Source organism: Streptomyces lydicamycinicus (assembly GCF_000829715.2).
Lineage (GTDB): Bacteria > Actinomycetota > Actinomycetes > Streptomycetales > Streptomycetaceae > Streptomyces > Streptomyces lydicamycinicus.
This window is the reverse complement of record NZ_BBNO01000003.1, coordinates 62,792-74,426: the sequence shown is the minus strand read 5'-3', so window position 1 is coordinate 74,426 and position 11,635 is coordinate 62,792. Positions and strand designations below refer to the sequence as shown.

7 protein-coding genes are annotated in these 11,635 nt (G+C 68.9%); 4 read left to right on the top strand and 3 right to left on the bottom strand.

The window, feature by feature from the left end; genetic code table 11:
* The first annotated feature begins 210 nt into the window (after positions 1–210).
* Positions 211–540, top strand: a complete 330-nt coding sequence (locus TU31_RS09595; protein ID WP_052718867.1) for a DUF8711 family protein — start codon at positions 211–213, stop codon at positions 538–540.
* A 101-nt stretch (positions 541–641) separates the two neighbouring features.
* On the top strand, positions 642–1,553 hold the full coding sequence (locus TU31_RS09590) for an ACP S-malonyltransferase (RefSeq protein ID WP_042153643.1): 912 nt from the start codon (positions 642–644) through the stop codon (positions 1,551–1,553).
* Between the two features lie 75 nt (positions 1,554–1,628).
* On the opposite strand, the gene TU31_RS09585 is transcribed toward TU31_RS09590, so the two are convergent.
* Entirely contained in the window at positions 1,629–2,285 is a 657-nt protein-coding gene (locus tag TU31_RS09585) for a response regulator transcription factor (protein ID WP_042152169.1), read from the bottom strand.
* A complete protein-coding gene (locus tag TU31_RS09580; RefSeq protein ID WP_052718866.1) occupies positions 2,267–4,165 on the bottom strand; it encodes a sensor histidine kinase in 1,899 nt (632 codons plus the stop codon). The genes TU31_RS09585 and TU31_RS09580 overlap by 19 nt, the downstream gene beginning before the upstream one ends.
* Positions 4,166–4,683: 518 nt before the next feature.
* Between TU31_RS09580 and TU31_RS09575 the strand changes: the two genes are divergently transcribed.
* Positions 4,684–5,508: a hypothetical protein gene (locus TU31_RS09575; RefSeq protein ID WP_042152166.1), complete on the top strand. Its 825-nt coding sequence runs from the start codon at positions 4,684–4,686 to the stop codon at positions 5,506–5,508.
* Positions 5,509–5,590: 82 nt separating this feature from the next.
* Here TU31_RS09575 and TU31_RS09570 read toward each other — a convergent pair whose 3' ends face one another.
* Positions 5,591–8,380, bottom strand: coding sequence for an AAA family ATPase (locus tag TU31_RS09570; protein ID WP_042152164.1), 2,790 nt, complete (start codon positions 8,378–8,380; stop codon positions 5,591–5,593).
* Between the two features lie 1,809 nt (positions 8,381–10,189).
* On the opposite strand from TU31_RS09570, the gene TU31_RS09565 reads away from it, so the two are divergent.
* Positions 10,190–11,602 (top strand): class I adenylate-forming enzyme family protein, encoded by a 1,413-nt coding sequence (locus TU31_RS09565; RefSeq protein WP_042152161.1) that lies wholly within the window; start codon positions 10,190–10,192, stop codon positions 11,600–11,602.
* The last annotated feature ends 33 nt before the right edge of the window (positions 11,603–11,635 follow it).

Below are 11,635 nucleotides of genomic sequence, written 5' to 3'. Positions count from 1 at the left end.
TACCCCTATCCGGTACCCCCGAACCCCCTAATTTTGCGCCATGCAGCGGCGTCCGATTGCGCAGCACATCGGTGACAGGCGCGGAGCGGACGGGATACGCTGAAGCCGCTGGGACCGTCATCCGGAACGGTGTTGACGACCACAGCACGAGACATGGGGAGGATTCATATGCCCAGGGGGGCGGCCAGCGTCCGTGTCATCGCGTTAGCAGTGGTACTGCTGACCGCGGGATGCACGGACAAGGGGCATTCCAATAAGGCGTCCGACATCAAGGACAAAGCCTCGGCCTGTGTGAAGGCACTGCGGATCGTCGATCTGGTGCCGGACCCGAAAAAGGCCGAGGACTACGAGAAAAAGGGCAAGGAATTACGCGAGCTGGCGAAGGACGTACGTGACCGTGATGTCGCGAAGGCCATGCGCCAGGTGGCCCATCAATATGGCATGGCACGCACGGAGGCCGCCCGCGATTTCGGCCGGGTGGCGGTATGGGTCAAGGGAACCGTCACCAACATCAAAGCACTGAAAAAGGTGTGTGCCTGACCATGGGTCGGACTGAAGCGCAAGCCGGGGGCTCCCCCATCGCGCCGGCCGTCGAGCGAGACTCCGGCAGGGCGTCGCGGACCGCCGTACTGTTCCCCGGCATGGGCCGGTTCGATTTCGCGAGCGCCGGCCGGTTCCTGGTGCTCGACCGGTATGCCCGCGCCCGGCTCGCGGTCGCCGACGAGGTGCTCGGCTTCTCCGTGCTGGAACGGTTCCACGACGCCGGCGCCGACTACTCCGAGTACGCCCAGTTGGCCTTTCTGATCGCTTCGCTCGCCGCCGCCGACCGGGCCGAGGACCGGTTCGGTATGCGGCCCGACGTCTGTGCCGGGGCCAGCTTCGGCCAGAAGGCGGCGGCTGCGTACGCCGGTTCGCTCGATTTCCCCGATGTCGTACGGATGACGGCGGAGCTGGCGCGCTGCGAGAAGGAGTACTTCACCACCGAGCACTCGGACGTGGTGACCCACGCCGTTTACCGCGTCCCGGACGAGGAGTTCCACGCCCTGCTGGACGAAATGCGGGCGCGGGGCGACTGGTTCGAGATTTCCGGCGAGCTGGACCGCGGGTTCTACATGGTGTCCCTGCCGGAATCGCGGCTGGAGGATTTCATCCGGGCGGTGCGGGACCTCGGCGGATACTCGATGTACACCATGCGCCCGCCGGTGCATGCCCGTGCGTTCGGCGCACTGCGCCGCAAGGCGGAGGCCGAGGTCTTCACCAAGTACCGGATCAAGGCGCCCCGGCTCCCCGTCATCTCGGACGCCGACGGCACGGTGGTGGAGTCCGCCGAGGCGATGCGGACCATGCTGCTGGACACCTTCGACCGGGCGATCCACTGGCCGGCCATGGTGACCTCGATGGCCGGCCTCGGCGTGGACACGCTCCATGTCACCGGCGCCGATGACATGTTCCACCGGCTGAACTGCACCGCCCGTGCCTTCGACGTCCTCACGGTCAACCCGAAGAACGCCCTGCGCCCGGGGCCCCCGAAGCTCCGCAGCCGGGCCGCCTGAAGCCGGCCCGGTGAGGCGGTGCGGTCCCCCGCACCGGCCCACCGGACAGGCCTACCGGGCAGGGTGCAGGCCCCACTAGTCCAGGTTCGCGCTGTTCAGATAGGCGAGGACCGCGAGCACCCGGCGGTTGGTGTCATTGGAGTTGGTCAGATTCAGCTTGCCGAAGACGCTGGCGATGTGTTTGCTCACCGCGCCTTCGCTGATGTAGAGGCGGTGCGAGACCGCCGCGTTGGAACAGCCCTCGGCCATCAGCTCCAGGACCTCCCGTTCCCGGGCGGTCAGGGTGCCCAGTGGCTCCTGATGGGCGTTGCTCTCCACCAGTTTGGAGATGACCTCCGGGTCCATCGCGGTGCCGCCCTCGGCGACCCGGCGCAGCGCGTCCACGAACTGCGTGGCGTTGAACACCCGGTCCTTCAGCAGATATCCGATGGCGCCGGACCCGTCGGCCAGCAGTTCGCGCGCATAGAGCTGCTCGACGTGCTGGGACAGCACCAGGACGGGCAGACCGGGGATCCGCCGACGGGCCTCGTGCGCCGCCTGGAGCCCCTCGTCGGTGAACGTGGGCGGTAGCCGGACATCCACGATCGCGACATCGGGCCGGTGCTCCTCCACGGCCGTGAGCAGCTCCGGGCCGGTCTCGACGGCGGAGACCACCTCGAAGCCGTGCGCGGTGAGCAGATGGGTCAGACCTTCGCGAAGCAGGTAGAGGTCCTCTACGAGGACAACACGCACGGAATCTCCAGAGTGACTGTGGTGGGGCCGCCGAGTGGACTGTGCACGGCGAGACTTCCGTCGAAGGTAGCGAGCCGCCGCTGGACGCCGCGCAGCCCGCTGCCCTTCGCCGGATCGGCGCCCCCGACCCCGTTGTCGGTGAGCGCGATCCGCAGCTGGTTCGCCGTGTAGCGCACATCGATGTGCACACGGCCCGCGTCGGCGTGTTTGGAAACATTGGTGAGCAGTTCGGACACCGCGAAATAGGCGGCGGATTCGACCGGGCGCTCGGGACGGCCGGGCAGCTCGATCCGCAGACCGACGGAGAGCGGCGAGTCCAGGGCCAGTCCGCGGATGGCGTCCGCGATACCGCGTTCGGCGAGCACCGGCGGGTTGATGCCGCGGATCAGATGGCGTAACTCGATGAGCGCCTTCGCGGAGGCTTCCCTGGCGGTCCCGACCATCGTCTTGGCAGCAGCCGGGTCCCGTTCGATGAGGGCCTCGATGGCGCCGAGTTTCATCCCCATGGCCACCCACTGCGCCTGCGCCCCGTCGTGCAGATCGCGTTCGATCCGGCGCAGCTCCGAAGAGAGGGTCTCCCGGGCCTCCATCCGGGTCTCGGTGAGCTGGTCCACCCGGCGGCCGAGCAGCGCCGACTTGGTGGGCCCGAGCAGGAGCCAGCTCCACAGGCCGTGCAGCCGCAGCAGCGGGATGGCGAGCAGACTGCCGGTCAGGGTGCCGACCACACCGATCAGGGGGGCGGTGGCGATCGGGTAGTCGCCGAGGACCGGGACGCCACGGGTCAGCAGGGGCCAGCTCTCGAAGGTGTGGAAGTCGACGAAGAGCTGAAGCAGCGAGGCCCAGGCCCAGGACCAGATCAGGCCGAAGAAGCAGTATCCGGTGACCAGCACGGGGACCGCGGCGAGCAGCACCCCCACGACCGGGTCGAGCAGCAGCCACAGCAGGTCCCGCCAAGTGGCCAGGTCCCGGGCGTTCTGCCGGTACCGCAGGGACCGCAGCGCCATCTCCGGGGTGCGGTACAGCGTGCGGCCGATCTGGTACGTGCCGTCGGGCCGGGGTGGTGGCAGCACCGGTTCGGGCAGATAGGGCCGGTCGATCCGGATGCCGGTCCACTCCTGGATCTGCTGCCGGCGCCAGGAGGTGAGCTGCCGGCCGGCGACCAGCACGGTCGGCCAGGCCCACAGCAGGATCGGCACCATCGCCAGCAGATGCATGAGGGCGGCGGCCAGTTCGGCGACCGCGAGCCCGGCGGTCAGGGCCAGCCGCCAGGTGGCGAGCCCCCCACGGCCGATCCGGATCAGCGCACGGCGTATTCCGGAGTCGGCGGCGGACGCGAGGAGTTGGCAGGTCCAGCGGCCGTGCAGATGGAGCAGGGCCGGCCCGAACCCGAAGCCGGCCAGTGCCGTCGCCACGGCGACCGGGACGGTGATTCCGGGGTGTCCGGGCCAGTACCACGGGGAGGTGGCGCCCACCACGACCAGGGTGAGCGGCAGCAGCGCCGTGAAGCTTCCGGCGATGGGGTTGATCAGCATCCAGAGGATGTCCCGGGAGGTGGCCGGGTCCTTGACCAGCCAGTCCCAGCGCCGTTCGTAGGAGAGCTTCTTCGGGGTCAGGTAGAGCCGGTTCTTGTAGCGGTACCAGCCGTCGGGTTCGGGTTCGGGTGGTGGCGGCGGGGGCTGGTACGGCACCGGGATGTCCACCCCGCACCACCGGCCGGCGAAGGTGCGGTAGACGTTGAGCGGATCGCGGTACCACTGGGCAAGCGACTGGATGCCGAAGAGCATGCCGAGGCCGATGGCGGCCAGCATCGGCCCGGCGGTGAGTCCCAGCCCGAAGAGCACAAGGCCGCGCAGGGGCGCCCAGAGGTGCCGTCCGAACATCGCTCTCCCCGTGTTTCCGATGCCCCCGGCGGGAGCGTTCGCCGCCTGCCACAATACCGACCGGAGGCAGCGGTTCCCGGTTTCTTTTGGCCGACACCCCTCGCCTCAATAGGGAGGGACTGGCCGGGAATCGATCCTCAATTCCCGGGACCCGCGCGCTAACCGCGATCCGGGGCATATCCGCGCCGCGCGCCGTAGCGGATCGGCCCCTTCCGCACGGCCGTCCGGATCACCGCCGCTCTCCGCTCCAAGTCCCAACAGCTGGCTGGAAAAGGCGCCTTGGCCCTTCGAGGATGGCCAAGTGAAGCCGCCGCCGGCACTTTGTCCGTGGAGTCCGGATCATCTCTCCGCGGTAAGGAATGAGATATCGGGTAACCGGGGTAGAGGTAGCTCCACCCGTCGTGTGGCCGTAGCTTGATTCACGGAATGGACCGTCACGGCATATTTTCTGCATACGACGATTCACGATGCGCAAAGGTCCATACCGACTCCCCTCCCTCATCGCCAGGAGGTATTCGATGCGGTCGTCGCGCGGTGCATCCGTCGCACCGGCCCGGGTCTACGGTGTCGGCGTCTGCGCCGGTCACCTCGTCGTGCATGACCCCCTGACCGGTACGACCCACCACCGGGACCAGCTGATCACGGTGGGCCGCACGATGCTGCGGGCGAGTGAGGTCGCCTCGCACCCCGTGGCCGATCTGGCGGCGCTGGGCGGATCGTCGGCCCTCGGGGTGCGCTGGTCCCCGGTGGTGCAGCGCGATCCGTCCCCGACGTGGGTGCCCGCGAATTCCGTGCACCGCCGTGCGGCACGCGCACTGGCCTGCGCCGGGCTGCTCACCGTGGACCTGCACGAGGTCGATCCGCTGCCCACCCCCGATCTCACCGACATCGCCGGCCATCTCACCGACGACGGCTGCACGGTCAGCCTCACCACCGAACGCTGCCCGGCCGAGCGCCACGCGGAAGCGCTCGCCGACTGCGTCGACGCGCTGCGCATCTGCGTGGACACCGCGGTCACCCGACGGCATCGATTAGGGCCCGACGAGCGCGAGCGCCGCCTCAGATCCCTGATCTCCGGCACCCGGGCCACGGTCGCGGCCGGACTGCCCACTCAGCTGTACACCCGCGTCATCCCGCCCCCGCCGGGGAACGCCGCGACCCGGTGGCTGGTCGAGCTGGCGGACGCCGTCGGCGCGCACGGGGTGACCTTCGCCCGCCCCCAGGAGGACGGCACGCTGGCGATGCCGGACCCGGCCGACTGGGGCGCCGGCACCCCGCCCTGCGGAACGCTCAAACCGCTGGACGTGCCGCTGGACACGGTGTGTCTGCGCGCCGATGTCTGAGGAAGCCGGCCGCCGCGCCCGTACCGGCACGCGGCTTCGACTCCCGTGCTGCGCTCGCCAGTTGGCGCCTCGTCCCCGTCGGTCAGGCGATATCCGCGATATCCGCCGGGAGCCCGACCGGCAGATCCGCCCGGCGCTTGATGTTCAGCTTCCGGTACACCCTCGTCAGGTGCTGTTCCACGGTGCTCACGGTGATGTGCAGCTTCCGGCCGATCTCCCGGTTCGTCCGCCCCAGCGCGGCGAGCGCGGCCACCCGGCGCTCGGCCTCGCTCAGCACGGCCATGCCCTCGGCGTCCTCCCACTGGCTCGTGGCCGGCTCACTGTTCAGCGGCTCCCTGGTGGCGAGCAGCTGATGGGACAACTGCTCGGCATGGCAGCTCTTGGCGAGTTGCAGCGCCCGGCGCCGGATCAGCTGGGCCCGGTCCAGTTTGCCGAGGATCTGCCAGACCTGACCGAGTTCGACGAACGCCTGGGCCAGCTGGTAGCGGTCCCCGCCGGCCTGCAACAGATCGACCACCTCGCCGAGCAGCGGCAGTCGTTGTTTGAGGTCGCTGACCGAGGCGAGGATGCCGAGGGAGATCCCGCGCATCCGGGTGGAGTCCGGCCCGATCATGCGTAGTTGATCCTTGATGAGCTCCCTGGCCCGGTCGGTCTGCCCCACCCGCACCAGGGCCTGGGCCAGGTCCCCGCGCCAGGGCAGCGTCATCGGGTGATCGAGCTTCCACTTGACCACGAGATCGCCCACGGCCTCGAAATCCTCCAGCGCGGCATGCGGCCGGTCCGTCGCGAGATGGAAATGCCCCCGCGCCGTCCGGTACTGGAGCCCGTAACGGGTGTCCATCATGGACTGCGGGATCATCTGGTGGAGGAATGCCTCGGCCCGGTCGAAGTGGCCGCGCATCGTCGCGGCGTGTATCGCGTGCGACAGCGGTGAACCGATCGCCACGCCCCAGCTCCGTGCGGAGAGGGCCGTCAAAGCGCTGGAAGCGTCCCGTTCCGCATCGGCGAGATCACCGAGCCGGAGGCTGACCGCGGCCCTGGTGTCCAGCAGCACACCGCGCCATGCGGCGGCATGCTGGCCCTCGGCCTTCTGGAGCAGCTCATTGCACCAGTACATCGCGCGCTCGAACCGCTCGGCAGCGAGGAGTTCATGGAGCGCGGAGAGCACGGATGCCAGCGGGGTCTCCCGGACCCGGGCCCTTTGCAGCACCTGCTCGGGTCCGTCCACGGCCGGGACGTTTGCGGTGCCACGAGGAAGGACGGCGGGGTGTGGCCGGCGCACCGGGCCCGGGGAACTCATGGGTTCGGCCATCGCGGCGTGCCGTTCGACCTGGGCGAAGATCTGCGGATACCAGCGGGCGAGCCACTGGCGGGTCAGTCTCCGTTCAGCCGGATCGCGGGAGCCGTCGCCCTCGGGCAGGGAGCCCAGGCTTTGCAGCGCGCGCACCGCTTCCTCGGGGCGGCCGTGCCATGCCAGCGAACGGACCAGCCGCATCACCTCACGGGAGCTGAGCAACTCCTTCTCCAGCGCCGTCTGCAAGGGCCCGTGGTGCCGGGTCGCGGCCGCGGGGCTGATCGTCCACTGCACCCAGGCGAGCCGGGCGGTGAGCATGGCGCGCTTGTGCTCGTCGCCGCAGGAACGGCTGGCGAACTCCAGGTACTGCACGGCCTCCGCCACCTTGCCGCCCGCCAGCGCCTGCTCCGCGTGGGCCAGCGCCTGGTCGGCGGCGGCATGCAGCACCCGGGCGGCCCAGGGCTCGTCGGCCTCGCCGGCGGCCAGCAGGTAGCCCACCACGTCCGAGGGTGCCACGCCGTCGTGGTGCAGCAGCTCGGCCGCGCGGCGGTTCAGTGCGGAACGCTCCTCGGGCGTGAGTTCGTCCAGTACGGCGGTCCGTGTGCCGTGGTAGCGGAACTGGGCGTCGGTGGTCAGCCCCGCCAGTTCCAGGGTTTCCAGCGCACCGCCCACGACCGACGGCCGGACGTCCAGGAATCGGGCCAGCAGCGCGGGGGCGGCGAACTCGCCGAGCACCGCGACCGCTCGCGCCGTCCGCAGCAGTTGCGGGCCGCCGCGACGCAGGATCGCCAGCACGGCCCTGGTGAAGGCCTGCCCGGCGACCGGTTCGACCGCCGCTCCGGCGGCCGCTTCCTGGTCGGGGGCCAGACTGTCGTCGATCAGGGCGTGCGTCAGCAGGGGATTGCCACCGGTCACGGCGTAACTGCCGGGTGCCTGCTGAACGGCGACCGAGGAGTCCAGCCGCTGCGCGAGAAGCTGCCCGACCCCTTCCGGGGACAGCGGGGACAGCGTGAACTGCCGGGAGTACGGCTGCCTGAGCACCTCGGCGACCAGCTCGGACGGCGGTTCGGTCCCCTGGCTGAGCAGCAGCATCACCCGTGCGGTGCCGATCCGGTGCTGGAGGTAGGTCAGCACTTGCAGCGAGGCGCTGTCAGCGAACTGGTGATCGTCCACGGTGATCACCAATGGCCCCTGCCTGCTCAGTTCGAGCAGCCCGACGCACAGGTCGTGCGCGGCCCTGGTCCCGGACAGCGCAGAAGAGGGCGCCTCGCTCCCCACCTGGGGCGTGGTCAGGCCGGCCAGGTGGGACAGCGACTCGGTGGCTCCCGGCGGGGTGGTCGCCCCGCTGAGGAACTGCTCGATCACACCGAAGCGGAGCGATTGCTCACCGGGCGCGCCCGAGGCCCGCAACAGCGTGGCGCCGGCCGCCACCGCATGCTCCTCGAACGCCCTGAGCAGGGCCGTCTTACCGCTGGCGATTCCCCCTCGTATCACCGCTACCTTGCCGCACCCTTTGGCGCTGTCGCTCAATGCGGCGCGTAGCTCCGACATCACTGCTTCTCGTTCCACTAACCCCATGCAGCTCTTCCTCCCCGAAGAAGAACCCCGGGCGCACCTCTCCTGCCCGAGGCAATGCACATTCCCCACACGATTCACTTGGACGACGTCAGTGCCGGGCGGCGCGAGCACCACACCGCTCACCGGAACGCTCCTCGTTATCAACTTTTCCCCGCCGTCTGAAAAACAGGACACTTCGCCAGTCCGGATCCCTGGAGTGCGCGCGATGCATAAGGATCCAGCAATGAAGAAGTGTTGATTTCACACCGAGCACACAAGTGAAATCCGGCCGCCGAGTAAATTCGGCAAACGTCGGTCAACCGCAGTTTTAAAACTTGACTCAGGAGTCAATATCGCATTCCAGAAACCACAAAAAGCAAGAAGGCGACACCGCCTCCGGAGGTGCGATTCCACGCCGCATGACGCTCATCGCGAGGGTGGAAATTCCAACTCAAAAGCGCACGGAAAGCTGATTCCCGCCAGGAAGTCCAGCCCTCCGAATGCCGAAAATATGCACTTGAAATCCAAAACCAGAGAACATCAAGAGACATTAAAGTCGGCGTTTTCATGTCGCAAAGGCACTACCGCCATAATATGAACGATCACACCCCTAGGGTTCAAGCCGGTCCGACGTGACGGCAGTCACATCGAGGGCGCTAAGTGTACGCCACCGGTCGGCGTGACATTCTCGCGAATTTTGGCGTCCGAACCGGACCCGGCCGCCACGGAATTTCAGGTTCCGGGAGCCGGCGGACCGTCACGGAATTCATTATTCCGCAGTTCCCATTGCTGCTACCTGCGCAAACGGGAGCCGTCCGGGTCATCCGGAACACCGCGTTCGACCACCGGAACTACCGCTTCCACCGGCGGTCGACGACGCAACGCCGCCAGAAGTTCACGCGACGCACCGACCGCGCTTCTCGGCCTTCCGAGCCTTCCGCAAGGCCTCCTGAGTATGAGTCACGTAAAAGTGCGCTTGAGCAACCAATAGGAGTCGCGCGCCATCAGCGCAGCCCACAGGCCGAAACTCCCGCAACGCCCGGGTGGATGAGCGGCAGCACGTGGCTGCCATCGACCGGCGGGGCACTTCTCCGCACCGTCGCCCCCTGACCACCCCACCCATCGGCGCAATCCGCGGCGGGACGACGGGAGTTGACGTGGCAGCGCTTGACCCTGCTTGACTCTCGTACACGGCGCGCTACCCAGAGTAAGTACAGAACTGACCTCTGAGTAACCCGCAAAAGTCAGCTCGTCCCGCCGGCCCGACGCCCGCACGGATCGCGCTGCGAAGGAGGCCAGGGGCGGTGCACGGGCACCTGAGCCGGTACGGCGGAAGATGGCCGAAAGGAATTACCGGATGGGGCGCGGCGCGACGTATCACGGCCGCCGGGCAGGGAGGTGAACCACGGAGGAAAACCGGCAGGCGGAATTGCTCCGCGAAATCAAGATCAAGCATGCCGCCCTCCGCGGTGGCACCTCGAAGGCGGCGGTGACGGCGGGCAGGCCACGGTGAACGCGACCGCGCGCACGCCGCTCTCTCCTCGTTCGCCGGATGCCTTGGCGCGCGGCGGCGCCGATACCCGCTGCACTCCGCGCAACGTCCCTGGTGGGCCCGGCCCGCAACGGAATTCCGGCCGGAACGCCCCGAGTCCGGGGCGGCAAGAGAAGGGACCTTAGGGGTGCGGATAAGGGTTCCCTCCCCGCGCCCCCGCTTCCAGACTCGCCGTAGGTGAGGCACGTGCCCTGCCCTGTCGGCTGGGCGGCTCCCGCTGGTTTTCCGTAGTGATGCCGCATGTGAGGTCTGCCCACGAGGAAGGAAGCGTGCGACCAGTGAACGCAAAGATCTTTGCCCCTGACTCGGTGCGGACCCTGTCCGAATTCGAGCACGACGCACTCCGCATCGCGCAGGTGCTCGGCGAGCGGGGCGTCGGCCCCGGGGACCGGGTCATGCTCAAGGCCGGCAACTCGCCCGCCTGGGTGGCCACGCTGCTCGGGCTGATGCACATAGGCGCCTCGATCGTGCTGGTCGACCAGCAGGAGCATGCGGAGCCGACGCGCAGGATCATCCTGCGGACCGGTACCAAGCTGGTCCTCAGTGACGAGGACTCGCCGCTCGACAGCAGCCAGGAGGCCGTGCACCTCTACGAGTTGCTGGTGTCCGCCGCCGGCCGGCAGGTCGCGGACGAGCGGCTGACCGTCGACACCTGGTGCGAGCTCCCCGACGGCCTGATCATGTGGACCTCCGGCTCGACCGGCACCCCCAAGGGCGTGGTCAAGTCCGGCCGCAAGTTCCTGAAGAACCTCGAACGGAACGCCGCGCAGGTCGGGCACCGGGAGGACGACGTCCTGCTGCCGCTGCTGCCGTTCGCCCACCAGTACGGCCTCTCCATGGTGCTGATCGCCTGGCTGAAACGGTGCTCGCTGGTGATCGCCCCGTACCGGCGGCTGGACCGCGCGCTGCGGATGGCGGAGGAGTCGGGGGTCACGGTCATCGACGCCACGCCCTCCAGCTACCGCAGCATGCTCAACCTCGCCTCGCGGAAGCCGAGTCTGCGCCCCGGGCTGGCGCGGGCGCGGATGTTCTGCGTCGGCGCGGCGCCGCTGGACGATCCGCTGGTCGGCCAGTACGAGGCGGAGTTCGGGCGGCCGCTGCTGGACAGCTACGGCAGCACGGAGCTGGGCAATATCGCCTTCGCGACACCGGACAACCCGGTGGCGTGCGGGCAGGCGATGGACGGTATCCAGGTGCGCGTCGTCGACGACGAGGGGCGGACGGTCCCCACGGGCGAGCCCGGCGAGGTAGAGGTGAACACCCCTGACGCACTGGAGGGGTATCTCGCCGAGGACGGCACCCTCCAGCCCGCCCCCCAGGGCTGGCAGCGCACCGGCGATCTGGGCCGGCTCGACGCGGACGGCAATCTCATCGTCCTCGGCCGCAAGTACGCGGTGCACCGCAAGGGTTACACCCTCTACCCCGAACTGATCGAACGCAGCGTGGCGTCGCAGGGCTGCTCCGTCAGGATCGTCGCCCTGCCCGACGAGCGGCGTGGCGCCCAGCTCGTCTTCTTCGTGGAGGACGACGAGGGCCAGGAGGACGCGTACTGGCGCGAGCGGCTCTGTGGCATGCTGGCGGCCTACGAGCACCCCGACCGGGTCGTCGTGCTCGAACACTTCCCGCTCAACCGCAACGGCAAGCCGGACAAACGGCAGTTGGAGCATCTCGCCCGAGCCCGCGGCCGGTGAGGTCGCCGCCGGCGGCACCGGCACCGCCGGCGG

What these genes read in the sequence shown, in the direction of transcription:
- TU31_RS09570 (WP_042152164.1), bottom strand. Translation starts at nt 8,380, where the DNA reads ATGGGGTTAGTGGAACGAGAAGCAGTGATGTCGGAGCTACGCGCCGCA.
- TU31_RS09590 (WP_042153643.1), top strand. Translation starts at nt 642, where the DNA reads ATGGGCCGGTTCGATTTCGCGAGCGCCGGCCGGTTCCTGGTGCTCGAC.
- TU31_RS09575 (WP_042152166.1), top strand. Translation starts at nt 4,684, where the DNA reads ATGCGGTCGTCGCGCGGTGCATCCGTCGCACCGGCCCGGGTCTACGGT.
- TU31_RS09580 (WP_052718866.1), bottom strand. Translation starts at nt 4,165, where the DNA reads ATGTTCGGACGGCACCTCTGGGCGCCCCTGCGCGGCCTTGTGCTCTTC.